25 protein-coding genes and 1 pseudogene are annotated in these 26,717 nt (G+C 72.6%); 3 read left to right on the forward strand and 23 right to left on the reverse strand.

Annotated elements, in window-relative coordinates; all coding sequences use genetic code 11:
• Window positions 1–20: 20 nt before the first annotated feature.
• The 9 genes and pseudogenes from HUN58_RS17410 to HUN58_RS20655 form a co-directional block, all read right to left on the reverse strand.
• Entirely contained in the window at window positions 21–317 is a 297-nt protein-coding gene (locus HUN58_RS17410; protein ID WP_180225469.1) for a WXG100 family type VII secretion target, read from the reverse strand.
• Between the two features lie 128 nt (window positions 318–445).
• Window positions 446–4,285, reverse strand: a complete 3,840-nt coding sequence (locus HUN58_RS17415) for an FtsK/SpoIIIE domain-containing protein (RefSeq protein ID WP_180225470.1) — start codon at window positions 4,283–4,285, stop codon at window positions 446–448.
• Window positions 4,286–4,364: 79 nt separating this feature from the next.
• Window positions 4,365–4,916, reverse strand: a pseudogene (locus HUN58_RS21095) (FHA domain-containing protein); the annotation flags it as partial.
• Between the two features lie 58 nt (window positions 4,917–4,974).
• Window positions 4,975–5,505 carry a hypothetical protein gene (locus tag HUN58_RS17425; RefSeq protein WP_229666830.1) on the reverse strand — a complete coding sequence of 177 codons (531 nt, stop codon included), beginning with the start codon at window positions 5,503–5,505 and terminating at the stop codon, window positions 4,975–4,977.
• Window positions 5,506–5,648: 143 nt separating this feature from the next.
• A complete protein-coding gene (locus HUN58_RS17430; protein ID WP_180225471.1) occupies window positions 5,649–6,053 on the reverse strand; it encodes a hypothetical protein in 405 nt (134 codons plus the stop codon).
• A 238-nt stretch (window positions 6,054–6,291) separates the two neighbouring features.
• Complete coding sequence (der, locus tag HUN58_RS17435; protein WP_058743357.1) at window positions 6,292–7,815, reverse strand: ribosome biogenesis GTPase Der; 1,524 nt, start codon at window positions 7,813–7,815, stop codon at window positions 6,292–6,294.
• Window positions 7,816–7,917: 102 nt separating this feature from the next.
• The gene (cmk, locus tag HUN58_RS17440) at window positions 7,918–8,571 is read right to left on the reverse strand and encodes a (d)CMP kinase (RefSeq protein ID WP_180226031.1); all 654 of its coding nucleotides are present in this window, start codon (window positions 8,569–8,571) and stop codon (window positions 7,918–7,920) included.
• Window positions 8,572–8,780: 209 nt separating this feature from the next.
• A complete protein-coding gene (locus HUN58_RS17445) occupies window positions 8,781–9,905 on the reverse strand; it encodes a prephenate dehydrogenase (RefSeq protein WP_180225472.1) in 1,125 nt (374 codons plus the stop codon).
• A 19-nt stretch (window positions 9,906–9,924) separates the two neighbouring features.
• Window positions 9,925–10,725, reverse strand: coding sequence for a pseudouridine synthase (locus tag HUN58_RS20655; protein WP_208745629.1), 801 nt, complete (start codon window positions 10,723–10,725; stop codon window positions 9,925–9,927).
• 240 nt (window positions 10,726–10,965) lie between these two features.
• On the opposite strand from HUN58_RS20655, the gene HUN58_RS20660 reads away from it, so the two are divergent.
• Window positions 10,966–11,826 carry a hypothetical protein gene (locus HUN58_RS20660; protein WP_208745630.1) on the forward strand — a complete coding sequence of 287 codons (861 nt, stop codon included), beginning with the start codon at window positions 10,966–10,968 and terminating at the stop codon, window positions 11,824–11,826.
• A gap of 67 nt (window positions 11,827–11,893) precedes the next feature.
• Here the strand turns inward: HUN58_RS20660 and scpB are convergent, their stop codons facing one another.
• From scpB to HUN58_RS17500, 9 genes are all read right to left on the reverse strand, one after another.
• The gene (scpB, locus tag HUN58_RS17460; protein ID WP_180225474.1) at window positions 11,894–12,592 is read right to left on the reverse strand and encodes an SMC-Scp complex subunit ScpB; all 699 of its coding nucleotides are present in this window, start codon (window positions 12,590–12,592) and stop codon (window positions 11,894–11,896) included.
• Entirely contained in the window at window positions 12,582–13,397 is an 816-nt protein-coding gene (locus HUN58_RS17465; RefSeq protein WP_114849126.1) for a ScpA family protein, read from the reverse strand. The genes scpB and HUN58_RS17465 overlap by 11 nt, the downstream gene beginning before the upstream one ends.
• Window positions 13,381–14,259 carry a ParA family protein gene (locus tag HUN58_RS17470; protein WP_058742961.1) on the reverse strand — a complete coding sequence of 293 codons (879 nt, stop codon included), beginning with the start codon at window positions 14,257–14,259 and terminating at the stop codon, window positions 13,381–13,383. The genes HUN58_RS17465 and HUN58_RS17470 overlap by 17 nt, the downstream gene beginning before the upstream one ends.
• Before the next feature lie 86 nt (window positions 14,260–14,345).
• On the reverse strand, window positions 14,346–15,167 hold the full coding sequence (locus tag HUN58_RS17475) for an SseB family protein (RefSeq protein ID WP_180225475.1): 822 nt from the start codon (window positions 15,165–15,167) through the stop codon (window positions 14,346–14,348).
• A 6-nt stretch (window positions 15,168–15,173) separates the two neighbouring features.
• Window positions 15,174–15,920, reverse strand: a complete 747-nt coding sequence (gene priA / locus HUN58_RS17480; RefSeq protein ID WP_208745631.1) for a bifunctional 1-(5-phosphoribosyl)-5-((5-phosphoribosylamino)methylideneamino)imidazole-4-carboxamide isomerase/phosphoribosylanthranilate isomerase PriA — start codon at window positions 15,918–15,920, stop codon at window positions 15,174–15,176.
• 69 nt (window positions 15,921–15,989) lie between these two features.
• Window positions 15,990–16,688, reverse strand: coding sequence for an imidazole glycerol phosphate synthase subunit HisH (gene hisH / locus HUN58_RS17485; RefSeq protein WP_180225476.1), 699 nt, complete (start codon window positions 16,686–16,688; stop codon window positions 15,990–15,992).
• A complete protein-coding gene (gene hisB / locus HUN58_RS17490) occupies window positions 16,685–17,287 on the reverse strand; it encodes an imidazoleglycerol-phosphate dehydratase HisB (protein ID WP_058742959.1) in 603 nt (200 codons plus the stop codon). The genes hisH and hisB overlap by 4 nt, the downstream gene beginning before the upstream one ends.
• Window positions 17,284–18,390 carry a histidinol-phosphate transaminase gene (locus tag HUN58_RS17495; RefSeq protein WP_180225477.1) on the reverse strand — a complete coding sequence of 369 codons (1,107 nt, stop codon included), beginning with the start codon at window positions 18,388–18,390 and terminating at the stop codon, window positions 17,284–17,286. The genes hisB and HUN58_RS17495 overlap by 4 nt, the downstream gene beginning before the upstream one ends.
• A 76-nt stretch (window positions 18,391–18,466) precedes the next feature.
• The gene (locus HUN58_RS17500) at window positions 18,467–18,844 is read right to left on the reverse strand and encodes a LysM peptidoglycan-binding domain-containing protein (RefSeq protein ID WP_114849122.1); all 378 of its coding nucleotides are present in this window, start codon (window positions 18,842–18,844) and stop codon (window positions 18,467–18,469) included.
• 235 nt (window positions 18,845–19,079) lie between these two features.
• On the opposite strand from HUN58_RS17500, the gene lexA reads away from it, so the two are divergent.
• Complete coding sequence (lexA, locus tag HUN58_RS17505) at window positions 19,080–19,724, forward strand: transcriptional repressor LexA (protein ID WP_058742957.1); 645 nt, start codon at window positions 19,080–19,082, stop codon at window positions 19,722–19,724.
• 94 nt (window positions 19,725–19,818) lie between these two features.
• On the opposite strand, the gene hflX is transcribed toward lexA, so the two are convergent.
• Entirely contained in the window at window positions 19,819–21,357 is a 1,539-nt protein-coding gene (hflX, locus tag HUN58_RS17510; protein ID WP_114849211.1) for a GTPase HflX, read from the reverse strand.
• A 61-nt stretch (window positions 21,358–21,418) separates the two neighbouring features.
• On the opposite strand from hflX, the gene HUN58_RS17515 reads away from it, so the two are divergent.
• Entirely contained in the window at window positions 21,419–22,051 is a 633-nt protein-coding gene (locus HUN58_RS17515) for a class I SAM-dependent methyltransferase (protein WP_114849121.1), read from the forward strand.
• A gap of 455 nt (window positions 22,052–22,506) precedes the next feature.
• Here the strand turns inward: HUN58_RS17515 and dapF are convergent, their stop codons facing one another.
• From dapF to HUN58_RS17535, 4 genes are read right to left on the reverse strand one after another with little or no spacing between them, the layout of a single operon-like run.
• Window positions 22,507–23,397 (reverse strand): diaminopimelate epimerase, encoded by an 891-nt coding sequence (dapF, locus tag HUN58_RS17520; protein WP_180225478.1) that lies wholly within the window; start codon window positions 23,395–23,397, stop codon window positions 22,507–22,509.
• Window positions 23,394–24,380: a tRNA (adenosine(37)-N6)-dimethylallyltransferase MiaA gene (miaA, locus tag HUN58_RS17525; protein WP_306669568.1), complete on the reverse strand. Its 987-nt coding sequence runs from the start codon at window positions 24,378–24,380 to the stop codon at window positions 23,394–23,396. Before miaA ends, dapF begins: the two co-directional genes overlap by 4 nt.
• A complete protein-coding gene (gene miaB / locus HUN58_RS17530; protein ID WP_180225479.1) occupies window positions 24,367–25,866 on the reverse strand; it encodes a tRNA (N6-isopentenyl adenosine(37)-C2)-methylthiotransferase MiaB in 1,500 nt (499 codons plus the stop codon). The genes miaA and miaB overlap by 14 nt, the downstream gene beginning before the upstream one ends.
• Window positions 25,867–25,894: 28 nt before the next feature.
• Window positions 25,895–26,464 (reverse strand): regulatory protein RecX, encoded by a 570-nt coding sequence (locus tag HUN58_RS17535; RefSeq protein ID WP_208745632.1) that lies wholly within the window; start codon window positions 26,462–26,464, stop codon window positions 25,895–25,897.
• Between the last annotated feature and the right edge of the window lie 253 nt (window positions 26,465–26,717).

A 26,717-nucleotide genomic window follows, 5' to 3' on the forward strand; every position in this document is an offset into this window, starting at 1 on the left:
CCCTGTTCCGGTCGACCCGATCAGCGTCCGAGTCGCGACGCGAGCTGCTGGTCGACGTCGCCCAGCGTCTGGGCGGTCGTGCGAAGGAACTGCGCAAGGTCATTCAGGCCGCCGATGGTGTTCTGCGCGCCGCTCGTGAAGCGGTTGTAGGCCTCGTTGTACGCACCGGAGGAACGGTCCGTCTGGAACCCGGCCTGCGTCAGTGAAGCGATCTGCGCCTGCAGCTTCGACAGGGTCGAGTTGATCTCGTCACGCCCTGCGAGCAGACGGTCGGCGTTGCTGTTGAGCTCCTGGTAGGAGACGTTGATGTTGGCCACGTAGCACCCCTTCGCGGTGGTCTGACCGCCAGCCCCTCCGGCAATCGCGACCACCGTAACACCGGTTCGGGACCAATCACCCATGCGATGTCCACGCCCCCGTTCGAGGGGGACGAGTGGGTCCCCGATCAGGAGGACTCGGGATCCCGGGCGACCTGCACCCGCGTGAGCCTCCCGGAATCGACCATGATCCCGCGGCCCACGGGGAAGTCGGCCCTGGTCACCCGAGGGAACGCTGTCCGGAAGAGCGTCAGCCCGTCGGTCTCCTCCGGTTGCAAGGCGATCCCGGCGCGAGCGGTCTTGAGCTCGGCGAAGAGCTGCCATGCGTTCGGCGCCGTCACCGTGTCGGCCTCGGCGAGCACGAACACCCCGGCTCGGCGGGCGGCCTTGATCAGCCTCGCCACCTGGCTCTCGGCCGGGAGCCCCTCGAAGTCGCCGACGTTCTCGATCACGATCACCGGGTCCGGTCCGGCACCCAGGCCGCTCTCCAACACGGTCGCCAGCTGCGATGCGATGGCCTCGGCGTCGGTAGCGTCCCGTGCCGCCGAGGCCCAGTCGGTGGCGTCGCGCAGCGCGGACCGTCGTCCGACCACCAAGTGCGCGGGACGGTCCGGCCAGGCCGCACGCACGGAGCGCAGGACGGTCCGCATCGTCGTGGACCGCCCGGAGCCGAAGGGTCCGGTGACCACGAAAAGACCGTCCGTCGGGACGCCGACCGGGCCGAGGGTGTCGTCCGCGAGCCCGATCGTCGGTCGCCCGGCCACGGCGACCGGCAGCGCGGCGCGATCGACGTCCTCGGGCAGACGGCGGATCGGCGGGGCCTCCGCGACCCCACGACGCAGCAGGTCGGCCGCCAGCGCCTCGACCGCCGCGGCCTGCGCGACGAGGTCGCTGCTGCCTCCGACCACCCCGAGCTGCACCTCGTGCTCGTCGACGAGTCCTCGGCCGGGCACAGCGTCCTCGAGCACGTCCGCCGGTACGTCGGCCGCGTGGTACTCCATCTCGGTCGCGAGTCGGAGCACGATGCGCTCCCCGATCGCGGCCTGCAGGTTCGACGGGAACGCCGCGATGCGGTCCGCGCTCATCACCACGTGCACGCCCAGCGCGCGACCGGTCGCCGCGATCGCGACGAGCTGGTCGAAGACGGGCTGTGTCCCGAGCCGGAACTCGTACTCGTTCCGGAACGCGCCCATGCCGTCGACCAGGACGAGGACGCGCGGCTCGGCGGTGCCGGTCACCTCGCGGTACTCGCTGAGGGTCGACGCCCGAGCCGCCGCGAACCGTGCGGCGCGGTCGGCGACGGTCGACTCGAGGTCGGCCAGGAGGCGCGTGATCAGTTCGTCGTCCGGCCCGCTGATGACGGTGCCCACCGTGGGCAGCGCTTCGAGCATGCGGAGGCCGCCGCCGCCCAGGTCGAGTCCGGTGATGCGGACCGGGAACCGGTCTGCCGCCGCGGAGGCGGCGACCGCGACGGCGCGGAGCGCCGCCGACTTGCCGGCGCCTCCGGCGCCGAGCACGGCCACGTTGCCGACTGCGTCGAGGTCGAGACGGAACGGGGTCTGCTGCTGCGACTCGGGCAGGTCGACTGTCCCGATGACGAGGGCCGATCCGTCGGAGGTGGGCAGGGCCTCCAGGCCGACCGCGTCCGGCAGCTGGTCGAGCCACGGCTTCCGCGGCACGTCGAGTGCCTGCTGGTCGGCGGCGCGGACGATCGTGGCGGCGAGCCGCTCGATGTCCCGGGCCCGGGCCGAGTCGCGCGGTGCCCGTGGTGGGCTCGGCCAGGTGCTGCCCGGTCCGAACGGGAAGTCCTGCACGTCGACGTCCGGCTCGTGCACGACGTCGTCGGAGCGGCCGCCGAGGTAGGCGGTCTGGAAATCCAGCACCCGACCCGGACCGATCTTCGCCGCCGCGCGGCCGGGGGTGCCCGGGTCGAAGAAGGCAGCGTCGGCCACCCCGAGGACGTCCTCGCTGTCGACCGGGTCTGCGACGCGGAGCGCGATGCGCAGGTTCGTGTTCGCCCGCAGGGAGTCCTTGATGACGCCGCTCGGGCGCTGGGTCGCCATCACGAGGTGCAGACCGAGCGAACGACCGCGCTGGGCGACGTCGATGACGCCGTCGATGAACTCCGGGATCTCGGCGGCGAGCGCGGCGAACTCGTCGATCACGATGACGAGCACGGGCGGTGCCGCGGGATCACCTCGCTGCTCGAGTGTGACGAGGTCCTTCGCGCCACGGTCGTTCAGTAGGCGCTCGCGGTACCGGAGTTCGGCACGCAGCGAGGTGAGCGCGCGACGGACGAGGTGCGGGTTGAGGTCGGTGACGAGGCCGACGGTGTGCGGCAGGCCGACGCACTCGGCGAACGCGGCACCGCCCTTGTAGTCGACGAGCAGGAACGTGAGCCGGTCGGGCGCGTACTCCGTCGCCATGCCCATGATCCAGGTCTGCAGGAACTCGCTCTTGCCGGAGCCCGTGGTCCCGCCGACGAGTGCGTGCGGACCGTGGGCACGCAGGTCGAGGGCGAGCGGCTCGCTCGGACCCTGTCCCACGACGGCGCGCACGCCACCGCTCTCCCGTCCGGAACCGGGCACCCATGCCCCGGTCAAGCTGTCATTCTTCGACCACCGTTGGACGATGGCGGCGGGGTCAGCGGCGACGTCCCCCTCGTACAGGTCGACGAACGCCACGCTGTGCGGCAGGTCGGTCTCGTCGAGGACCCGTGCCCCGGAGTCCTGGATCGGCGCGATCGCGCGGGCGACGGTCGCTGCCTCGATGCTGTCCACACGATCGAGCTCGTCGAGCACGACCGACTGTCCGGACCGGACGAAACCGACCGTGGCGGTCCCGCTCGCACGGTCGAGCACGATGTGCGTGCGGCACACGACGGGCAGCGCCTGCAGCGTGGGGGCGAGCCAGAGGACGTGCACGCTGAGGTCGGGTCCCTCCTCGGCCAGGGCGACGAGTCGGGCACGGTCGGCGGGCGCCTCGGCGCTGACGAGCACGACGACGGCCGGGGTCGCGGGCAGCCGGTCGACCGACTCGCCGTGGTCCTCGTCCAGCGCGCGGGACTCGTCGATGCGCGACCGGACCTGCTCGCCGCGGCCCGAGCCGGCCGCACGGCGGGTCGCCACGAGCCCCTCGAGCTCGGCCAGCAGCGTGGATGCGCCGGCGAAGTCGTGCACGAGTCCCGAGGAGCGCAGCGGGCTGTACGGCGAGTCGACGTGCGGCAGCCACTTGAGCCACGACCACTGGTCGGTGGTGGTGCCGCCGGCGAACGCGGTGAGCACGAGGTCTGCCGGGCTGTGCAGCCCGGCGAGCTGCACCACGAGCGATCGTGCGACGTCGTCCGCCGCCAGCCCGCTGCCGGCGACACCGATCGCGCCGGCGCGTTCGAAGGTCTCGACCACGGGTACCGGTCCGATCGTGGCGTACTCGTCGGCGAGCGCCTCGGCACGGTTCCAGTCGTCGACGCTGCCGGAGTTCTTCGACGGCAGGGTGACGGTGGAACGCGACGGTTGTGTACCGGAACCGAAGCGGACCTCGAGGAAGGTGGTGTGCTCGGGCTTCCGGGTCCAGAGCAGGGCCGAGCGGTTGCGCATCGCCGCGGTCACGACGGCCGAGGCCGGAGACTCGGCCGTCCGCGCTTCGATCTCTGCCGCACGGGCCGCCGCGAGTCGTTGGCGCGAGTCTGCGAGCGAATCCTCGAAGCGCTGGCGTTCGTCGCGTCGACGCCGCCGGGCCTGGACGCGCTGGTCGATCCACGTACCGATCATGATGACCGGCGAGAGCGCGATGAAGATCAGTGTGTACGGCTGTTTCGTGACGAGGAACAGGACCGCCCCGAGGATGATCGGCGCGATGATCGCGATCATCGGCAACCGGGGCTTCTCCCCCGGCACCGGGATCTCGGGCAGGGTGAACTGGCGGCCGCGGTGCGCCGGCTCGACGCGGGGCGAGCGGCTGAAGTCCACCGCCGTCGCCGCGGATGCGGAAGCGCCGGAACTCCCCCCCCGGCACGGGCGGCGCGGTGGGCAGCGGTCGGATGCGCAGCGTGGTGTCACCGACCCGGACCGTCGTGTCGGGATCGACGAACGAACGGGAGACGAGCCGACCGTCGACCTCGACCCCGTTCGCGGAGTTCAGGTCGACGACCTCCACGGTCTCACCGACCGTCACCGTGGCGTGGCGTCGAGAGACCAGGTCGTCGCCCGCGAGCCAGACCTGCGCCATGGCGTCACGGCCGACGAGGTTGACCCCCTGGGACAGGGTGAACTCGTTGCCCGCGTCCGGCCCGGAGAGCACCCGGGCGACCGCCGCGGGAGCATCTTCGACGTCGTCGCCGCGACGTCGGTCCGTCGCCGCGACGACCTCGACCCGGCAGCCGGACCGGAGCGACGACTCGTGCACCGTCGCCGACGGGTTGAGCAGGCGGGGTTGCGGTCGGTCGGGGAACCACACGCGCAGCGTCAGCGGGACACCGTCCGCGGCGGTCCGTCCGCGCGCGAGCCGATCGGCCAGTGAGCCGATGGTCGCCGTCACGTCCGCCGTCACCACGACGTCGCGGTCCGCCCTCGGCCCCGCGATGGTCACCTTGAGTTTCACACACCACCCCCCTGCCGACCATCGTACGGTTGCCGTCCGACCTTGGCATCGTCGTCGCTCACTCCGTGGAGCGCTCCCGACGCGCAGCCACGGCCGGCTTCGGAAACGTCGCCCGCATGTGGTCGCTCGTCAGCACGTCCCCGATGCCGATCATCAGCAGCGAGAACACGATCTGCTCGATCACCATCCAGAACGGGTACAGCCCCGGGATCGCCGCGACGACGAGCGTCACGACGGGGAAGATCCGGCTGAACAACCGCAGCCGCTGGTACGCCCAGTAGTAGCCGAGCTGCGCCCGCCAGGCGAACACGTACAGCGTCAGGGTGATGAGGAGCACGACGGTGGCTCGGAACCAGACCGCCCACGGGACCGTCTCTCCCGCACGGGTCAGCAGCACCGCCACGACGATCGCCGCCAGGCCGACCACGGTCTCGGCGACGAGCAGCCAGCGGATCCACCGGAAGGACCGGACCGTGTCGGGGTGCGCGAGCATGTCCTCGCGGATGACGTAGCCGGCCTGACGGCCGCCGGCGAGACGGTCCAGCTGCAGCCGACACCACAGACGGTCGGCGAGGACGGGGAGACGCACGAGTCCATGGTGCCGCATCCAGCGGGGCGGACCCGCACCGTGCCTCCCGGTCGCACCGACGGGCCGCACGACGGGCGTGCCGACATGCGGCACGACCGGTCGCGCGACGGCCAGCACGCCGGGCGGCACGAGCACCGCGGTCGTCAGGCGGGGAGCAGGACGGCGCGCCCCAGCACGACGCCACTGGCGGCGTCCGCCACGACGACCGACCGGACGTCCGTCGGGATCCGGGACAGGTCCGACAACACGATCGAGGCGGACGCATCGTCGGCGGGGAGCTCGACCAGCGCGTCGGCGATGTCGACGTGTCCCGGCGACGGGCCGTCGCCGTGCACCTGTTGCGAGAGCAGCACGACCACGGACGGGTGTCCAGGAGCGACGACCACGTCACGCAGCGCGATCGTCACCTCGGAGCTCGCGGTCGCTCCGACCCGGACCCGACCGGACGCACCGCCGGCAGCGGCCACGAGGTCACCTTCGAGCGGCAGCGCCTGCACCACCCAGTCCCGGACGGCGCGCGGCACCGGTGCCGCAGACTGCTGCGGCACGGGCGCACCGAGCGCGTTGCCGACGCGCACGTCCTGCGCGGCCGCAGCGGACGGCTGGGGATCGGACCACGGCCGCACACTGCTGACCCGACCGCCGTCCCGTTCGGACCCAGTCGCGAGGAACACGCCCCCGCTCGCGACGACCCGACGATCGCGAGCACGACGACGGCGAGCACGACGGCGACCGTCCCCGGTCCCCGTCCTGCTCGCCGTCGCACCCCCTGCCCCCGCAGCCCCGCTAGGAGCGCTTCCGCCGCTCGCGGACGCGCATGTTGACGTTGATCGGGGTGCCCTCGAAGCCCCAGACCTCGCGGAGCCGGCGCGTGATGAAGCGGCGGTACTGCGGGTCGAGGAACGCCGAGGTGAACAGCACGAACGTCGGCGGCTGGCTCGACGCCTGCGTCCCGAACAGGATGCGCGGCTGCTTGCCACCGCGGACCGGGTGCGGGTGCTCCTGCACGAGCTCGGCGATGAAGGCGTTGACCTTGCCGGTCGGGATGCGGGTGTCCCAGGACTCGAGCGCGGTCTCGAGCGCCGGGACGAGCTTCTCGAGGTGCCGGCCGGTGCGGGCCGAGATGTTCACGCGGGGCGCCCAGGCGACGTGCGCCAGGTCCTGCTCGATCTCGCGCTCCAGGTAGCGGCGACGGTCGTCGTCGAGCAGGTCCCACTTGTTGTAGGCGAGCACGAGCGCGCGGCCGGACTCGAGCACCAGGTCGATGATGCGCAGGTCCTGCGTCGAGATCGGCTCGGTGACGTCGAGGACCACGACGGCGACCTCGGCCTTCTCGAGCGCGGCGGTCGTGCGGAGCGACGCGTAGAAGTCGGCGCCCTGCTGCAGGTGCACGCGCTTCCGGATGCCGGCGGTGTCGACGAAGCGCCAGACCTTGCCGCCGAGCTCGATCTGCTCGTCCACCGGGTCGCGCGTGGTCCCGGCGAGGTCGTTGACGACCACGCGCTCCTCGCCCGCGGCCTTGTTGAGCAGCGAGCTCTTGCCGACGTTCGGGCGGCCGAGGATCGCGACGCGACGGGGCCCGCCGACCTCCTGCTTGGCGACGGCCGAGGTGTCCGGCAGCGTCTTGATGATCAGGTCCATCAGGTCCGCGACGCCGCGGCCGTGCAGCGCGGAGACCGGGTGCGGCTCGCCGAGGCCCAGGTTCCACAGCTCGAAGGCGTCGAGGTCGCGGCGGTCGTCGTCGGCCTTGTTCGCCACGACGATGACCGGACGGTCGGTGCCGCGGAGCATCTTGACGACGTGCTCGTCCGTGGCGGTGATGCCGACGGTGACGTCCACGACGAACAGCACGGCGTCGGCGAGGTCGACCGCGACCTCGGCCTGCGCCGCGACCGAGGCGTTGATGCCCCGGGCGTCGGGCTCCCACCCGCCGGTGTCGACGAGGGTGAAGCGCTTGTCGTTCCACTCGGCCTTGTACGAGACGCGGTCGCGGGTGACACCGGGGACGTCCTGCACGACGGCCTCGCGACGACCGATGATGCGGTTCACGAGCGCCGACTTGCCGACGTTCGGACGGCCGACGATCGCGAGCACCGGGTACGCCGGCAGGTAGTGGACGCCGTCCTCGCCGAGTTCGCCGGCGTCGAGGAGCGCGACGTCCTCGTCGTCCAGCTCGTACTCGTCGAGTCCGGCACGGAGCGCGTTCGCCCGCTGGTCCGCCTCGGCGTCGTCGAGTCCGGCGAGTCGCTCCCCGAGGGCGTCGTCGTACTCCGGGAAGTCGTCGTTGTCGTGGCTGTCCTGCTGGGCCATGTGGTTTCCTCGCGTGCGGCCGGAACCGCGGGTTCGGTGGCCGGTGTCGGCCGGGCCGGTCACCCGGCTGTGGGGACCGGACGGGAGCCGTCCGGTCGTGCGTCAGTGCGTGGCCGCGCAGGCCAGGTCGACGACCGCCTGCACGGTCTGGTCGAAGTCGAGGTCGGTGGAGTCGAGCGTCGTGACGCCGTCCGCGGCGTTCATGAAGTCGACGACCTTCGCGTCCGCCGCGTCGCGACGAGCGAGTGCGGCGGAGGTCTCGGCGGCCGACTGGGTCGTGACCTCAGCCGAGCGTCGAGCCATCCTAACCGACTCGTCCGCCGTCAGCAGGATCCGGACCTCGGCGTCGGGCGCGACGACCGTGGTGATGTCCCGGCCCTCGGTGATGATCCCCTGCCCGTCGGCCTTCCGCATCACCTGGCGGAAGAGCTGCACGAGCCGCTGGCGGACCTCCGGGAGCTTCGCGATGTGCGCCACCGCGGCGGTGACCTCCGGGGTGCGGATCGCGTCCGTCACGTCGGTGCCGCCGACGCGCACGAAGTAGTCGTCGGGGTCGGTGCCGATCGCGTAGTCGAACGTCTCCCAGCTCGCGAGCACCGCCGCGGCGTCGTCGAGGTCGACCTGCTGCTGCAGGGCGTGCCAGGCGAGCGCGCGGTAGGCGGCACCGGTGTCCTGGTACCCGAAGCCGAGCACGCGGGCCGCCGCGCGGGAGACGCTCGACTTGCCGCTGCCGGCGGGGCCGTCCACCGCGATCACGGTCTTCGCCACGAAGGCGCCCTCGGGCAGCCCCGCGGGGACCGGCGCGCTCGTCGAACCGGGCTCGCCGCCGCCCTGGCCGTCGAGGCCGCCCGCGACGTCGCCGCCGAGGGGGCCGCTGGGGTCGCCGGGCGTCGGCAGGCCGGTGTCCGGTCCGTCCGGGCCGCCGGTGACACCGGACTCGTGCACGGTCGGGGTCGTCTCGTCGTTCAGGCCCATGCTGCTGCGATCCTCCATCCGCGACCGTCGAGCTCGTCGACGAGTCGCTGTTCCTGCTCGGGGACGACCGACACCTCGACGATGCCGATCGGTGCGCCCGGTGAGTGCTCGAGGCGCATGTCCTCGAGGTTGATGCCGATCTCCCCGATGAACGTCAGGAGGGCGGCGAGCTGCCCGGGGGTGTCGTCGATCAGGACGACCACCCGGGCGAAGCGTCTGGTGGTGCCGTGCTTGCCGGGGAGCCGCTCGACCCCGCGGTTGCCGGCGGCGATGGTCTCGGCGATGGTCCGCGGCGACCCCGTACCGTCCGGGTCGTCGAGGGCGTGCAGCACGCGGTCCAGGTCGTCGCGGAGGTCCGCGAGCACCGGGCGGATGCGCGCCGCGTTGGCGCCGATGATCTGCACCCAGAGTCCAGGGTCGCTCGCCGCGATGCGCGTGACGTCCCGGACACCGCCGCCGGCGAGGTCGAGCGAGCCCTCCGGTGCGTCCTGCAGCCGCGCGGCCATGAGCGTCGAGACGAGCTGCGGGGCGTGCGAGACGTAGGCGACGGCCTGGTCGTGCGACTCCGGCGCCATCGGCACGACCGTGGCACCGACGTCGAGCGCCAGGTCCTCGACCACGGCGGCGCGCTGGTACGTGATGGCGTCGTGGCCGGCGATCACCCACGGCCGTCCGACGAACAGGTCCGCGCGCGCAGCGGTCGGTCCGGAGCGTTCCCGCCCCGCCATCGGGTGCGACCCGATGTAGCGGGAGACGTCGGCCCCTGCCGCCACGAGCCGGTCGAGCGGCCCGGTCTTCACGCTCGCCACGTCGGTGACGACCGCACGCGGGTACGCCGCGAGCTCGCGCTCCACGACGGCGGCCACGACGTCCGGCGGCACCGCGACGACGACGAGCTCCGGGTCGTCCCCGTCGGCGGGACGACGACCGGCGCCGTAGTCCACGGCGAGCGCCAGGGCGGCCGGGGACACGTCGTCGAGGACGACGTCGACGCCCTTCTCGCGCAGCGCCAGTCCGATCGAGGCCCCGAGGAGCCCGGCGCCGACGACGCGCACGGGTCCGCGGAGCCGCCGGTCGATGTCCGGTTCGGCGAGCGGTGCGAGGGCGTCGGTCACCCGGCAAGCCTACCGACGGTCAGTCGGCGGACTCCTCGTCCGGCCCGGCCTGTGCAGAACCCCGGGCCTCGCGCGCGATGCGGAGGAGCTTGCCGAGTTCCACGGTGGACAGCTCGCGCGTCTTGCCGACGGGCAGCGACCCGAGGTGCAGCGGACCGAACGACCGACGCACCAGGTCGGTGACCGGGTGGTCGACCGCCTCGAGCATGCGACGGACGATCCGGTTGCGCCCGGAGTGCAGCGTGATCTCGACGAGCGACTCGCCCTTCGCCGACTCGAGCAGCCGGACCTTGTCCGCCGCGATCGGCCCGTCCTCGAGCTCGACGCCGTCGAGCAGGCGCTGTACGGTCCCGGGGTTCACGTTGCCGCGGACCTTCGCGATGTACGTCTTCGTGATGCCGAACGACGGGTGCGCGAGCACGTGCGCCAGGTCGCCGTCGTTCGTCAGCACGAGCAGCCCCGAGGTCTCGGCGTCGAGCCGGCCGACGTTGAACAGGCGCTCCTCGTAGCGGTCGACGAACTCGGACAGGTCACGCCGCCCCCGCTCGTCCTGCAGGCTCGACACGATCCCGACCGGCTTGTTGAGCAGGACGTACCGCCGCGAGGCGTCGCCCTGCACCGGCACGCCGTCGACCGCGATCTCGTCGGCCGCGGGGTCGACCCGGCGACCGAGCGCGTCGACGACCTCGCCGTTGACCGTCACGCGGCCCTCGACGATCAGGTTCTCCGCGACCCGTCGGGACGCCACGCCCGCAGCGGCGATCACCTTCTGCAGGCGCTCACCGTCGGCCTGGAGGCTCGCCCCGCCCCCGTCGGACACGCTCGCCCCCGACGCGTCCCAGTCCGGGATCACGGGGCGCTCGGGCGTGCCCTCGAGCGGTGCGCCCTGGGGGTCGCGTGCACCCTCCGGGTGCGGCGTCGTGTCCGCGCGCGGCGCGGTGCCGCGGCTGCCGGCGGCACGGTTCCCGGCGCCGCGGTTCCCGACGCCGCGGTTCCCGACGCCACTCGGGCGGTCGGCGTTCCGGGCGGTCGTGGTGCCGCCGACGTAGCGGCGGCCGTTGTGCCAGACGGTGCTCGGGCGACCGTCGGGGCTGCGGCGGTCCTCGCGGGCGGGGTCACGGCGGTCGTCTCGGCGGTCGTCGCGCCGGTCGTCGCGGCGGTCGTCACGGCGTCCGGCGACGCGGCGGTCTCCCCCGCGTCGTTCGTCGTCACGTCCGCGGTACCCGCCGCCGGCGCGGTCGTCGCGCCCGCGGTACCCGCCACCGGCGCGGTCGTCGCGTCCGCCGCGGTCGTCGCGGCTCCGGTCGTCCCGACCACGGGGTGCGCCACGGTCGTCGTCACGTCGGACGAACCCGCCGCGCTCGCTCGCGCGCCGGTCCTCGCCGCGTCCGACGAAGCGGCCCCGGTCATCCTCGCGCCGGTCATCGCGGCCGCGGTACCCACCGGCAGGACGCTCGTCACGGCCGCGGTACCCACCGGCGGGACGCTCGTCGCGGCCGCGGTACCCACCGGCAGGACGCTCGTCACGCCCGCGGTACCCACCGGCGGGACGCTCGTCACGGCCGCGGTACCCACCAGCCGGGCGCTCGTCACGGCCGCGGTACCCGCCCCGGTCCTCCGACCGACGGTCCGACCCACCACGCTCGTCACGCCCACGGAACCCACCGGAGGCACGGTCGTCACGGCCGCGGTACCCGCCACGGTCCGACCCGCCGCGGTCGTCGCGGCCCCGGTACCCACCGGTACCGCGGTCGTCCCGGCCGCGGTACCCGCCGCGGTCCTCCGACCGACGGTCCGACCCACCACGTTCGTCACGCCCACGGAACCCACCGGTACCGCGGTCGTCACGGCCGCGGTGCCCACCGCGGTCGTCGCCGGACCGGCCACCCGCGCGACCGGAGCCGGCGGTGCGGTCGCGTGACGCGCCTCCAGGCCTGCTGTCGCGACCGGAACCGGCGCGGTCTCGCGACCCGCCTCGTCGTTCGTCCTCATGTGCGGCCATCGGGGGTCCCTTCGTTCTGCTCGAAGCCGCCGGCGCCGTCCTCCAGGAGGGGCGAGATGAGCGGCAGCTCGTCGAGCGAGTTGATGCCGAGCTGCTGCAGGAGCAGGTCGGACGTGACGTAGTTGATGGCGCCGGTTTCCGCATCAGTGAACGACTCCTCGATGAGGCCGCGCGCCACGAGCGTGCGCACCACCCCGTCGACGTTCACGGCACGGATCGACGCGATCTGTGACCGGGTGATCGGCTGCTTGTAGGCGACGACCGCGAGGGTCTCGAGCGCGGCCTGCGACAGGCGCGCCGGACGCTCGGCCTCGACGAACTGCTCGACCACGGCGTCCAGGTCGGCACGGACGTAGAAGCGCCAGCCACCGCCGACCTCGCGGAGTTCGAAGCCGCGACGGACGGTCCCGACCAGCCCGTCGAAGTCGGCGACGAGCCGCTCCACCGCCTGGCGGACGACGGGCACGGGTGCGCCGACGGCTGCTGCGAGCGACACGAGCGACTGGGGCTCGTCCGCGATCATCAGGATCGCCTCGATCTGCCGGTCGACCGCGACGTCGAGCGGCGCGGCGTGGGGTGCGGTGGGCGGCGCGGCGTCGAGTTCGTCCGCTCCCCCGGGCTCGGCTCCGGCCCCGCCGTCGTGCGCGACGTGGGCGGCGGTGCGGTGCACGGCGTCATCCGTCATAGTCGGCTCCCAGGTTCGCGAGGCTCTCGTCGGACCAGTCCTCGGCGGTCCACCGGAGTGTGAGCTCCCCGAGCGGTTCGGCCTGCTCGAACGAGATCGACGCGTTCCGGTACAGCTCCAGGATCGCCAGGAAGCGAGCCACCACGATACCCGTCTCCGTGACCCCGGCGACCAGGTCGCGGAACGAGACGTCCTCGTCGGCGCGTGTGCGGAGGAGCGAGACGACGATCGCGGCCTGCTCCCGGATGCTCACGAGCGGCGCGTGCAGGTGGTCGAGTCCGACGGTCGGGATCTCCCGCGGCGCGAACGCCAGCATCGCCAGCGCGGCGAAGTCCTGCACCGACAGCGTCCACACGAGCTCCGGCGTCCGGGCCCGGAACCGTTCCTCGAGCCGCACACGACGCACGTGCCGTCGGGACTCCTCCTGCCACCGTTCCCCGAACCACTCCGCGGCCTGCTTGAACGCCCGGTACTGCAGCAGCCGGGCGAACAGCAGGTCCCGCGCCTCGAGCAGGGCGACGTCCTCGGCGTCGACGAGCTCGCCCTGGGGCAGGAGCCCGACGATCTTCAGGTCGAGCAGCGTCGCCGCGACGACGAGGAACTCGCTCGCCTCGTCGAGCTCGTCGGCGGACTCCGCCTGGCGGACGTACGCGATGAACTCACCCGTCACGGCGCCGAGCGACACCTCGGTGATGTCCAGCTCGTGCTTCGTGATGAGCGACAGGAGCAGGTCGAACGGGCCGTCGAAGTTCGACAGCCGGACGCGGAACCCGGTGGCGGCCGCCGGGTCAGGCGACGGCGCCACGCTCGACGAGCTCCCGTGCCAGCTGCCGGTACGCGTGGGCGGCGGCGTGGTCCGGGGCCGTCTGCGTGATCGGGCGCGCCGACACCGTGGCGTCCGGGAACTTCACCGTGCGGCCGATCACCGTGTCGAGCACCCGGTCGTCGAAGGTCTCGACGACGCGCTCCATGACCTCGCGCGAGTGCAGCGTCCGCGAGTCGTACATCGTCGCGAGGATGCCGTCGAGCTGCAGCGCCGGGTTCAGCCGGTCCCGTACCTTGTCGATCGTCTCGATGAGCAGCGCGACGCCGCGGAGCGCGAAGAACTCGCACTCGAGCGGGATGAGCACGCCGTGCGCGGCCGTCAGCGCGTTCACCGTCAGCAGGCCGAGGGACGGCTGGCAGTCGACGAGGATCACGTCGTAGTCGTTCGCGACCTTGCGGAGGACGCTCGCCAGGATCTGCTCCCGCGCGACCTCGTTCACCAGGTGGACCTCGGCCGCGGACAGGTCGATGTTCGCGGGGATGACGTCGAGCAGCGGGACGTTCGTCGGCTGGATGACCTGGTTCGGGTCCTTCACCGAACCCATCAGCAGGTCGTAGACCGTGGGGATGTCGTGGGTCCGCACGCCGAGGCCGGCGGACAGGGCGCCCTGCGGGTCGAAGTCGACGGCGAGGACGCGACGGCCGTACTCGGCCAACGTGGCGCCGAGGTTGATCGACGTCGTGGTCTTGCCGACGCCGCCCTTCTGGTTGCAGAGCGCGATGATGCGAGCCGGCCCGTGGCCGTCGAGTTCCTCGGGGACGGGGAACTGCCGCACGGGCCGCCCGGTGGGGCCGACCGGGGTCTCGCCGGTGCCGGGGCTGGTCGTCGGGTTGGTGCTCACCCCGTCATGCTACCGGCGGGCCGCCGACGTCCCGGCGCGACCGGCGGGGCGGGCGCGCCACGCGCCTCCCGGCCTGGAGGCGCGACTCACGCGCGGCGCAGCGCCACCCGCATGCTGTCCACGCGTTCCGCGACGACGGTGTCCGCCGTCCAGCGCTGCTGAAGGCGGCCGACGAGGGCCTGCACGTCACCTTGGTCGAGACCGGGGTGGAGCGCGAGGCCCACCGTCAACTCGGCCCCGGCGAACCGACCGAGCGGGTCCCCCGGCGACAGCTCGACCCGCGCGATCGCCGGCTCGTCGGCCACGGAGTCCGCGAACGCCCGGGCGACCTCCGGGTCCTCGAAGCACGGGGTCCACGGCACGTCCTGGCCGATCGCCCACACGGCCGGTCGGCGCAGCACGAACTCGGTCGGCGCCGTCGGGTCGAGGACCACGAGCTGGGTCTCCTCGCTCGCCGCAGCCATCGCCACGCGCCGCGTGTCCGCCGGCACGGGCCGCGCCGTCGGGTCCCACGACCGCATCGCCTCGGCCGACGTGAACGCCGGCATGACCCTCCGCCCGTCCGGCCCGGCGACCGTCACGATGGACAGCTCCTGGGTCTTGTCGACGAGCTTGCCCTCGGGCGTGTGGCCGACGTCCCCGGCCTCGGCGACGAGCGGGATGAGGAGCCGCGCGGTCCGGAGCGCGTCCACCACGGCGCGCTGCGAGCCGCCCTGCTGCAGCCCGGCGATCGCGGCGACCACCGCGGGGTCGGCGAGGCCGTCGTCCTCGTCGTACGCGGTGTCGTGCGCGTCGAACGTCCGTCCGGCCCAGGGGTTGCCCGCGGAGTCGGCGGCACCACCGGGGGTGTGCGCGGCGTCGTCCGTCGGCTCGGGTCCCGTGCCGCGGCCGTTCGAGATGCCCGCCACCGCGCGCTACGCCCCGGCGACGTCGAGGGCGGCCGGGAGCGTGAACGCGCCGGAGTAGAGCGCCTTGCCGATGATCGCGCCCTCGAGCCCGTGCGGGACGAGCTCGCGGAGGGCCCGCAGGTCGTCGAGGTTCGAGATGCCGCCGGAGGCCACGACGGGCTGGTCGGTCCGGTCGCAGACCGCACGGAGGAGCTCCACGTTCGGGCCCTGCAGCGTGCCGTCCTTCGTCACGTCGGTCACCACGTAGCGCGCGCACCCGGCGGCCTCGAGCCGGTCGAGGACCTCCCACAGGTCGCCGGCGTCCTCGGTCCACCCGCGGCTCGCGAGGGTCGTCCCGCGGACGTCGAGCCCGACGGCGATCTGCTCGCCGTACTGCTGGATCACCCGGGCGGCCCACTCGGGCTGCTCGAGCGCGGCGGTGCCGAGGTTCACGCGGGCGGCGCCGGTCGCGAGGGCGGCCTCGAGCGAGGCGTCGTCGCGGATGCCGCCGGAGAGCTCGACGGAGACCCCCTCGACCTCGTCGATCGCGCGGGCGATCACCTGTCGGTTGTCGCCGCGACCGAACGCCGCGTCGAGGTCGACGAGGTGGATCCACTCGGCGCCCTGCTCCCGCCACGTGCGGGCGGCGGTGACGGGGTCGCCGTACGAGGTCTCGCTGCCGGCCTCGCCCTGGGTGAGGCGGACGGCCTGGCCGTCGACCACGTCGACGGCGGGGAGCAGGACGAGGGGCGGGGCGGAGGTGAGGTCGGTCATGGTCCTGTCGGGGGTCGTGCGGGCGTGGGCGTGGGCCGGGGCTGTCGCTGGCCGCTGGTCGCTGGTCACTCAGAGTGAGCGGACCCAGTTCCGGAGGAGCTGGATGCCCGGCTCGCCGGACTTCTCGGGGTGGAACTGGGTGGCGGTCAGCGGCCCGTTCTCGACCGCGGCGACGAACCGCTGGCCGTGCTCGGCCCAGGTCAGCCGGGGCGCGCGGAACGGGCCGTATGCGTCGAGCGGGAAGTCGGTGACGCCGTAGGAGTGCACGAAGTAGAAGCGCTCGTCGTGCAGCCCGTCGAACAGGACCGAGTCCTCGGGCGCCTGGACGGTGTTCCAGCCCATGTGGGGCAGGACGTCGGCCTCGAGCGGCTCGACCGTCCCGGGCCACTGTGCCAGACCCTCGACGTCGGCGCCGCGTTCGGCCCCACGCGCGAACATGACCTGCATGCCGACGCAGATGCCGAGCACCGGACGCCCGCCGGCCAGGCGGTGGTCGACGATCTCGCCGCCGTGCACGCCCTCGAGCTGGTCGACGACTGCAGCGAACGCACCCACGCCCGGGACGAGCAGCCCGTCGGCGCGCAGCGCGGTCTGCTTGTCGGCGCTCAGCGTCACGTCCGCCCCGGCGCGCTCGAGGGCCTTCGCGGCGGAGTGCACGTTGCCGGAGCCGTAGTCGAGGACGACGACGTTCGGCCGCGCGCCCGACGGCTCGGTCTCGGGACTGCCGGACGCAGGCCGGTCGGTGCCGGGTCGGTCGGTGCCGGTCACAGGGCGCCCTTGGTCGACGGGATGCCGTCGACGCGCGGGTCGAGCTCGACCGCCTTGCGCATCGCCCGGGCGAAGGCCTTGAACTCGGCCTCGGCGATGTGGTGCGGGTCCCGGCCCTCGAGCACACGGACGTGCACGGTGATGCCGGCGTTGAACGTGATGGCCTCGAACACGTGGCGGACCATCGACCCGGTGAAGTGCCCGCCGATGCGGTGGAACTCGAAGCCGGCGGGCTCCCCCGAGTGCACGAGGAACGGACGGCCGGAGACGTCGACGACCGCCTGTGCCAGCGCCTCGTCGAGGGGCACGAGGGCGTCGCCGTACCGGCCGATGCCGGACCGGTCTCCCAGGGCCTGCTTGAGCGCCTGCCCGAGCACGATGCCGGTGTCCTCGACCGTGTGGTGCACGTCGATCTCGGTGTCGCCCGTCGAGCGCACCCGCAGGTCGATGAGCGAGTGCTTGCTGAACGCGGTCAGCATGTGGTCGAAGAACGGCACGCTCGTCGAGACGTCGGACGAGCCGGTGCCGTCCAGGTCGAGCGAGAGCTCGATGCTCGACTCGCTCGTGCTCCTGCTGACGGAGGCGGTACGGGCGGTCATGCGTCCAGCCTAACCGGGGGCTGGACGGCGGCCACGCGGCGCATCGCGTCGAGGAACGCGGTGGTCTCCTCCTCGGTCCCCGCGCTCACCCGGAGGTGGTTCGGGATGCCGAGGTCGCGGACGATCACGTCCTGGTCGAGCAGGGCCTCGAACGCGGCGTTCGGGTCCGCGACGCCGCCGAACAGGACGAAGTTCGACCAGGTCTCGTACGTGCGGTACCCCATCGCGCCGAGCTCGGTGACCATGCGGTCGCGCTGTTCCTTGATGTCGTCGACCATCGCCAGCATCTCCGGCGCGTGGCGGAGCGCCGCGACGGCGGCCGCCTGCGTCAGCGCGGACAGGTGGTACGGCAGCCGGACGAGCCGGATCGCATCGATGACGGCCGGGTCGGCCGCGAGGTACCCGACCCGGGCGCCCGCGAACGCGAACGCCTTGCTCATCGTGCGCGACACCACGAGCCGCTCACGCCCCGGGAGCAGCGAGACGGCGCTCGGCACGTCGGCGGGCATGAACTCCGCGTAGGCCTCGTCGACCATCACGATGCCGTCGGTCGCGTCGTACGCGGCGCGGACGGTGTCGATCGACAGGGGCGTCCCGGTCGGGTTGTTCGGCCCGCACAGGAAGACGATGTCGGGCTGGTGCTCGCGGATGGCGGCCACGACGGTCTCGGGCGAGATGCGGAACTCGTCGTCGCGCTGCGCGGGGATCCACGTCGTGCCGGTGCCGGACGCCAGGATCGAGTGCATCGAGTAGGTGGGCGGGAACCCGAGCACGCTCCGGCCCGGGCCACCGAACGCCTGGAGGAGCTGCTGCAGGACCTCGTTCGACCCGTTCGCCGCCCAGAGCTGCTCGGCGGTCAGACCGTGCCCGAGGTACGCGGCGAGCGACTGGCGCAGCTCGGTGAACTCCCGGTCGGGGTAGCGGTTCACCGTCCTCAGCGCCTGACGGATCGACTCCACGATGTCGTCGGCGACGTCCTGCGGCACCGGATGCGTGTTCTCGTTGACGTTGAGCTGCACCCGCACGTGCTTCTGCGGGGCACCGTAGGGGCTCTGCCCACGGAGGTCGTCGCGGATCGGGAGGTCGTCGAGCGTGGTTGCCACCGATCCATCGTAGGCCGCGCTGCCGTGCGGACGACCGGCCGTCCGGACGGTCTCGGCCACGTGGACGATCGGCAGGTCAGTTGCCCGCGGAGTACTTCGCCGGGATCGCGATCTGCTCGCCCGCCTGGAGCGTCGAGCTGTCGAGCGCGTTGAGGCTGACGACGTCCTGCACGAAGTCGCGCGGGTCGGCGTCGGGCGCGGTCTGCTCGGCGAGCGACCACAGGGTCTCGCCCGGCTGCACCGTGACGGTCTCGAAGTGGACGGGAGCCCCGGCGCGCGAGGCGTCACCGGCGGAGGCCTGGCCGCCGTTGATCACAGCGAGGAGGATGCCGACAGCGACCGGGAGCGCGGCGAGCGTCGTGAGGACGACCCGTCCACGGCGCGTGAGGCGCAGGCGCGTCCGGACGGCGGGCGTCGCGGTGCGCTGGGTGTCAGCGATGGCGATGGTGCTCATGTCGTTCTGCCTTCCCGTTCGGTGAACCGAAGTCGTGTACCGAACATACTTTCGAACCGGAGGCCGCACAAGTCCCAGGGAGGGATTTCTGCGGGATTTCTTGCCGACACGCTCGAACAGGTGTTTGTCCGGCGTGGGACGGTCGGATACTGTTTCGATCGACTGGGACGAGTCAAGCGGGTACCACCGACATCCGCGGCGATCACGTCCAGACACCGACGAAGGGCGGCCCGACGTGGCGGACGAACTGCGGAGCCAGAAGCCGCTGACGGCGAAGCAGCAGGCGATCCTCGACGCGATCCGCGCGTCCATCGCCAGCCGCGGCTACCCGCCGAGCATGCGGGAGATCGGCGACGCCGCCGGCCTGTCGTCCCTGTCGAGCGTCTCCCACCAGCTCGGTCAACTCGAGCTCGGCGGCTGGATCCGTCGCGACCCGAACCGTCCCCGAGCGCTCGAGGTCCTGGTCGACGAGCCGAACCCGGACGTCCAGACCCCGGACGTCGACGCCACGACGCTCGTGCCCCTCGTCGGCCGGATCGCCGCCGGTGTGCCGATCACGGCCGAGCAGCACGTCGACGAGATCGTGCCGCTCCCCCGTCAGCTCGTCGGCACGGGTGACCTGTTCATGCTCAAGGTCGTGGGCGAGTCGATGATCGACGCCGCCATCTGCGACGGCGACTGGGTCGTCGTCCGGTCGCAGCAGACCGCAGAGAACGGTGACGTCGTCGCGGCGATGCTCGACGAGGAAGCCACCGTCAAGGTCTTCCGCCAGCGCGACGGCCACACCTGGCTGCTCCCCCGGAACTCGGCGTTCGAGCCGATCCTCGGTGACGCGGCGACGGTCCTCGGCAAGGTCGTCGCGGTGCTCCGCTCGCTCTGACCGCGACCCGCTCTGATCGCAACCCGCAGACGGACAGGAGGCACGGTGCCAGCTGGCACCGTGCCTCCTGTCCGTCCCGGTGTGGGTCCGGCGACTAGGCCGTGGTGACGGGCGCCACCACGTAGGGGTCGAGCTCCGCGACCTGCCGCTGGAAGACGCGGACGCGCAGTCGGGTGCCGTCCTCGACGTAGTCGGTCGTCTCGACCGCGCCCGCGTCGTGCAGGGCGGACACCAGGTCGCCACGGTCGTAGGGGATGACGACCGTGAGGTCGACGTCCGGTTCCGGCAGACGGTCCTCGATCGCCGCCAGGAGCTCGGCGACGCCCTCGCCCGTGCGCGCCGAGACGAAGACGGCGTCCGGGACCAGGCCGACGAGCACGAGGCGCTGCGCGTCGTCGATCAGGTCCGCCTTGTTGAAGGCGACGACCTCGGGGATGTCGCGCGCGCCGACGTCGCCGATCACGTCGCGGACCGTGGCGAGCTGCGCGGCCGGGTCCGGGTGCGAGCCGTCCACGACGTGCACGATGACGTCGGCCTGGCCGACCTCCTCGAGTGTGGACCGGAACGCCTCGACCAGCTGGTGCGGCAGGTTGCGCACGAAGCCGACGGTGTCGACGAACGTGAACTCGCGCCCCTTGGTGCTCTCGGTGCGGCGGACGGTCGCGTCGAGCGTGGCGAACAGCTGGTTCTGCACCAGCACGCCGGCGCTCGTCAGGCGGTTGAGCAACGACGACTTGCCGGCGTTGGTGTACCCGGCGATCGCGACGCTCGGCACCTCGTTCCGGGCTCGGTCGGCACGCTTCGCCTCGCGGGCCGGGGTGAAGCCGGCGATCTGGCGCCGGAGCTTCGCCATCCGGGTGTGGATCTTCCGGCGGTCGAGCTCCATCTTCGTCTCACCGGGGCCACGGGAACCCATGCCCGCACCGCCGGAGACCTGTCCACCGGCCTGCCGGGACATCGACTCACCCCAACCGCGCAGGCGCGGGAGCAGGTACTGCAGTTGCGCGAGTTCGACCTGCGCCTTGCCCTCGCGGGTGGAGGCGTGCTGGCTGAAGATGTCGAGGATCACGGCCGTTCGGTCGATCACCTTGACCTTGACGACGTCCTCGAGCGCGCGACGCTGCGAGGGTGCGAGCTCGGTGTCGGCGATAACCGTGTCCGCGCCGGTGGCCTTGACGACCATCGCGAGTTCCTCGGCCTTGCCCTTGCCGAGGTACGTGGAGGGGTCGGGGGTCGGACGGCGCTGCAGGAGCCCGTCGAGCACCACGGCACCCGCGGTCTCGGCCAGGGCGGCGAGCTCGCGGAGGGAGTTCTCGGCGTCCTGCGCGCTGCCCTGGGGGTACACGCCGATGAGGACGACCTGCTCGAGCCGGAGCTGCCGGTACTCGACCTCGGTGACGTCCTGGAGTTCGGTGGAGAGGCCGGTGACACGGCGCAGGGCCGCCCGGTCCTCGCGTTCGTACTGGTCGCCGTCGCCGGCCCAGCCGTGCTCGTCGACCGATCGGGTCTGGATCGCCTGCGCTGGGGCGAAGATCGCAGACGATGCCTTCGAGTCCGCGTTGCGGAGGACGCGTTCCACGACACCTTCGGCGCTGTCGTCGGATCGTCCGTCGTTCATGGTGGTTTCCGTCATCTTCTCCACAGGGTACCGCCGCCACGCCCGGGACACACGGGGGTCCCGGTACGGTTCTTCCATGGCGAACGAGCACTACTTCTCCGCGAACCCGTCGTCGGAGACCCGTGCGCGCCAGGTGCACGTCACGCTCGCCGGCAAGCCGCTGACCCTGACCACCGCTGCCGGGGTGTTCAGCCCGGACGGCGTCGACCGCGGCACACGCGTCCTGCTCGGGTCGGTGCCGCCGCCCGCGTCGTCGGGCGCCCTGCTCGACGTCGGCTGCGGCTGGGGACCCATCGCGATCACGATGGCGCTCGAGTCGCCGGACGCGCACGTGTGGGGCGTGGACGTCAACGAGCGGGTGCTCGGGCTGGCGCGCGACAACGCCGCCGCGGCCGGCGTCGCGAACGTGACGGTCGGCCTGCCGTCGGAGATCCCCGCCGACCTGCGCTTCCGGACGATCTGGTCCAACCCGCCGATCCGCGTCGGGAAGGACGAGCTGCACGAGATCCTGCTCACCTGGCTCCCCCGGCTCGAGGTCGAGGGCGACGCGTGGCTCGTCGTGTCGAAGGACCTCGGTGGCGACTCGCTGCAGCGCTGGCTCGGGGACACGCTCGGTGCCGGGTTCCGGGTCGCCCGGGCGACGACGGACAAGGGCTTCCGGGTGATCCGGGTGCACCGCGTGGCAGAGGACACAGCCGCGGCGGAGTGAGGCGGGGCTGGTCCGTCCTGCTCGCTGGCCGATCGTGCTGTTCCGGGGTGCCGGCACACCGGCTCGGTGGTCCGGGCTGCCCGCCCGGCTCGGTGCTCGTTGCGCCGGTGACACCCCGGCGTGCTCGAGACGCCTCCGATCACGCGAGACGCCCGGCGAAGCCGTGGCGTCTCGACCGTGGCGCGGCGTCTCGACCGTGGCGCGGCGTCTCGCGAGCAACGCGGCGTCTCGCGGGCGCTGCGGTGCCTCATGGGCGTGGTCGATCGTTCCCATCACGCCCGACATGGGAGGACGAATCGCGCGTACTCGGTCAGGACGAACGACCTCCGACGCGCGGAACCGTCTCCGTCGAGCAGATCGGCCTCCCTCGCGCAGAACGACCCCGGCGCCGAACCCCGGCGCCGAGCCCCAGCCCGCCCCGCGCCGCGCCGCGCCCGACCACGGCGCCGACAGCCTCAGACCGTCAGGTCCCCCGAGAACACCAGCTCTGCCGGCCCCGCGAGCGCCACGTGCTCCCCGTCCTCGGCCGCGAACATCCGTACCGTGACGACCCCGCCTGGGACCCGGACACGCCAGGTGTCCGGCGCCGAGGGCCCCGCCCAGTACCGGGTCGCCAGCGCTGCCGCGACCGCACCGGTCCCGCACGACAGCGTCTCGCCGCTCCCGCGCTCGTGCACCCGCATCGTGATCTCGCCGACGCCGTCCTTGACCAGCGGGTCGCCGGGAAGCACGAACTCGACGTTCGCCCCGGCCGCCGGTGCCGGGTCGAGCACGGGGATCCAGGTCAGGTCGAGTCCGGCGAGCTCGTCCTCGGTCGCGACCGCGACGACGACGTGCGGGTTCCCCACGTCGATGCCGAGGCCGGGTCGTGCGCCGTCGAGCTCCCGCGCCCGGACCATGACGTCGTTCGCGCCGCCGCCCTCGATGCCGAGCCCCCACCGGCCCAGGTCCGCCGAGAACCCGTTCGTGGTCCGCTGGATGTCGACCAGGCCCTTGCGGCTGCCGACGGTCAGCGTCTCCCCCGGTGCGAGGTCGACGAGCCCCGACTCGGTCAGGTACCGCGCGAACACCCGGATGCCGTTGCCGCACATCTCCGCGACCGAGCCGTCGGCATTGTGGTAGTCCATGAACCAGGTCGCCTCGGGCGCGACCGCGACGAGCGCCCGTCCCTCCGGCAGCGCCTCGGACCGGACGGCCCGGATCACGCCGTCGCCGCCGACGCCGAACCGACGGTCCGCGATGGCCCGGATCCGCTCGGGGGTCAGGTCGACCGTCGCATCGGGGTCGGCGAACAGGACGAAGTCGTTGCCGGTGCCCTGGCCCTTGGTGAAGTGCAGTTCGGTCACGGGACGATCCTACGGGCCGCCTCCCGGAGGCCCGCGAGGTCCGTCCCGGTCACGTCGAGCACCTCGGCGTCGGCGTACCGCTTGAACCACGAGATCTGCCGCCGGGCGTACTTGCGGGTCGCCACCGCGGTTGCCTCGACGGCGTCGTCCCGAGTCGCCCGCCCGTGCAGCACGTCGAGCGCCTGCGCGTACCCGATCGCGGCGCGGGCGGTCTTCCCCTGCTCCAACCCGTGGTCGCGGAGCGCCGCGACCTCGTCGACGAGCCCCCGGTCGAACATCCGCGCGGCACGCTCGTGCAGTGACGCGACGAGTCCGGTGCGTTCGCGGTGCAGGTGCAGGATCCGGGCGGGTCGCCAGGCGCGGGGCGCGGACGGGAGGCTCGGGGTCACGGCCTCGGATCGGCTCGCGATCTCGAGTGCGCGGATCAGGCGCCGCGGGTTGCGTTGGTCGACGCCGGCTGCAGCGGCGGGGTCGAGCGCCCGGAGCCGCTCGACGAGGACACCGGGTCCGAGTTCGGCGTGCTCGTGCTCGAGCCGCGCGCGCAGTTCGGGGTCCGTGCCCGGGAACGCGAGGTCGAAGAGCACCGACGACACGTAGAGTCCGCTGCCGCCGACGAGGAGCGCCACGGCACCGGAGCCCGTGACCCGTTCGACGTCGGCTCGGGCGTCGCCCTGGTACGCCGCGACGCTCGCCTCGTCGGTCACGTCGAGCACGTCGAGCTGGTGGTGCGGGACCCCTCGGCGTTCCGCGACGCTGAGCTTCGCCGTGCCGATGTCCATGCCGCGGTAGAGCTGCATCGCGTCGGCGTTGACGATCTCCGCAGGACGTCCCGACCGGGCGAGCTGTTCGGCGATCGCCAGGGCGAACTCGGACTTGCCGGTCCCCGTCGCGCCGACGACCGCGATCAGGTCGACCGCGGCAGGGTCCGACGACCGGCCGTCGAGCGCCAGGCCCTCGAGCAACTGGGGCTCAGCGCCCGACACGGAGCGACGGCAGACCGAGCGAGACCGGCCGCGGTCCCGCGGCCGCACCGGCGGTCGCCGGGGTCGGGACGCCGCAGCTCTCCGCCTGCGCACGGTCCCAGGCGTCGCCCGCACGGGTGCGACGGATCTGCAGGGGCCCGTCGTTGTCGGCGATCAGGAAATGCGGGGCCGCACGGGTGACCTCGACCGTGACGACGTCACCGGGACGCGGCACGGCGGAGTCGGCCGGGACCGAGAAGTGCACGAGCCGGGAGTCCTCCGCGCGCCCGGACAGCCGGTGGGCGGCGTCGTCCTTCTTGCCCTCGCCCGTGGCGACGAGCACCTGCACGGTGCGACCGACCTGCTTCGCGTGCTCCTCGGCGGTGATCCGGTCCTGCAGCGCGATGAGTCGCTCGTAGCGTTCCTGCACGACGGCCTTCGGCAGCTGGTCCGGCATCGTCGCCGCCGGGGTGCCGGGACGGATCGAGTACTGGAAGGTGAAGGCCGACGCGAACCGGGACTGCTCGACGACGCGCAGGGTGTCCGCGAAGTCCTCCTCGGTCTCGCCCGGGAACCCGACGATGATGTCCGTGGAGATCGCCGCGTTCGGGATCTTCGCCCGGACGCGGTCCAGGATGCCGAGGAAGCGCTCGCTCCGGTAGCTCCGACGCATCGCCTTGAGCACGCGGTCGGAGCCGGACTGCAGCGGCATGTGCAGCTGCGGCATGACGTTCGGCGTCTCGGCCATCGCGTCGATGACGTCGTCGGTGAACGCCGCCGGGTGCGGGCTCGTGAAGCGGATCCGCTCGAGCCCCTCGATCGCACCGGCGGCACGGAGGAGCTTGCTGAACGCCTGGCGGTCCCCGAACTCGACGCCGTACGAGTTGACGTTCTGCCCGAGGAGCGTGACCTCGATCGCGCCGTCGTCGACCAGCGCCTGGATCTCGGCGAGGACGTCCCCGGGTCGTCGGTCCTTCTCCTTGCCGCGGAGCGAGGGCACGATGCAGAACGTGCAGGTGTTGTTGCAGCCGACGGAGATCGACACCCACCCGCTGTAGGTCGAGTCGCGCTTCGTCGGCAGCGTCGACGGGAACACGTCGAGCGACTCGAGGATCTCGATCTGCGCCTCGTCGTTGTGCCGTGCGCGCTCGAGCAGGGTCGGGAGCGACCCCATGTTGTGCGTCCCGAACACGACGTCGACCCACGGCGCCTTCTCGAGGATGACGTTCTTGTCCTTCTGCGCCAGGCACCCGCCGACGGCGATCTGCATGCCGGGGTGCTCACGCTTCACACCCGCCAGGTGCCCGAGGTTGCCGTAGAGCCGATTGTCCGCGTTCTCGCGCACCGCGCAGGTGTTGATCACGACGACGTCGGCCTGCTCGTCGTCGGCGGCGACGTACCCGGCCGACTGCAGCGAACCGCTGAGGCGCTCGGAGTCGTGCACGTTCATCTGGCACCCGTAGGTGCGGACTTCGTAGGTGCGGGGGCGGGCGTCGACGGTGGCCATGATCGTCCCAGTGTAGGTCGGTGCGGGACTACTCGAAACGGACGGACCCGCCCCCGGAGGGTGGTCGCCGTCCGCCGCCATCGAGGGCGCGCTCGACCGCGATCCGCACCACGCCGGAGCCGTAGCCCTTGCGCATGAGGAACCCGCTGAGACGTCGCTCGGCGGTCGCGCGGTCGAGCCCACGGAGCTGCCCGGCCCGCTTCTGAGCGAGCTCGATCGCGCGGACGAACTCGTCGTCCGCGTCGTCCGCCGCCGCCTCGAGCGCAGCGTCGATCGCCGTCTGGTCGATCCCGCGCCGACGGAGCTCCGCGACGACCCCCTGGCGCCCGAGGCCCTTCCGCTCGTGGAGCCGGTCGACCAGGTCCGTCGCCAGTGCCACGTCGTCGAGCAGTCCGACCCGGACGAGCCGTGCGACCTCGTGTTCGACGACGTCCGGGTCGAGGTCCTGCTTGGTCAGCACCTGACGCATCTCGGACTCGCTGACCCCCTTCCGCCCGAGCGCCCGCATGCTCACCCGTTCGGCATCAGCACGCTGCTCGTCGAGCGGTCGCGGAACCTCGTCGGGTTCGAGCTCCTGTCCCCCGCGGATCGAGAACACCGACGCCGCCGCAGCGTCCGCAGTCTCGGTGTCGTACCCACGCTGAGCCTCGTACCCGGTCCGCTCCGACCGTGCACTCCGGCCGCTGCCGTCTCCGACGACGGGTGACAGCCACTCCGCCCGTGGACGAGCACCGTGCGGCGGCACGGGAGCATCGGCATCAGCCGCACCCGTTGACGCCGTGTCGCTCTCGGCGCCCACGCCCACGCCGACCCCGGCCTCGTGCTCAGACTCGGACTCGGACCAGCGCTCG

It is taken from the genome of Curtobacterium sp. Csp1, assembly GCF_013347185.1.

Excerpts from the sequence above, each read along its gene's own strand:
- der (WP_058743357.1), bottom strand. The coding sequence starts at position 7,815 with ATGGCCCAGCAGGACAGCCACGACAACGACGACTTCCCGGAGTACGAC.
- scpB (WP_180225474.1), bottom strand. The coding sequence starts at position 12,592 with ATGACGGATGACGCCGTGCACCGCACCGCCGCCCACGTCGCGCACGAC.
- priA (WP_208745631.1), bottom strand. The coding sequence starts at position 15,920 with ATGACCGACCTCACCTCCGCCCCGCCCCTCGTCCTGCTCCCCGCCGTC.
- hisB (WP_058742959.1), bottom strand. The coding sequence starts at position 17,287 with ATGACCGCCCGTACCGCCTCCGTCAGCAGGAGCACGAGCGAGTCGAGC.
- HUN58_RS17500 (WP_114849122.1), bottom strand. The coding sequence starts at position 18,844 with ATGAGCACCATCGCCATCGCTGACACCCAGCGCACCGCGACGCCCGCC.
- hflX (WP_114849211.1), bottom strand. The coding sequence starts at position 21,357 with ATGACGGAAACCACCATGAACGACGGACGATCCGACGACAGCGCCGAA.
- HUN58_RS17515 (WP_114849121.1), top strand. The coding sequence starts at position 21,419 with ATGGCGAACGAGCACTACTTCTCCGCGAACCCGTCGTCGGAGACCCGT.
- miaB (WP_180225479.1), bottom strand. The coding sequence starts at position 25,866 with ATGGCCACCGTCGACGCCCGCCCCCGCACCTACGAAGTCCGCACCTAC.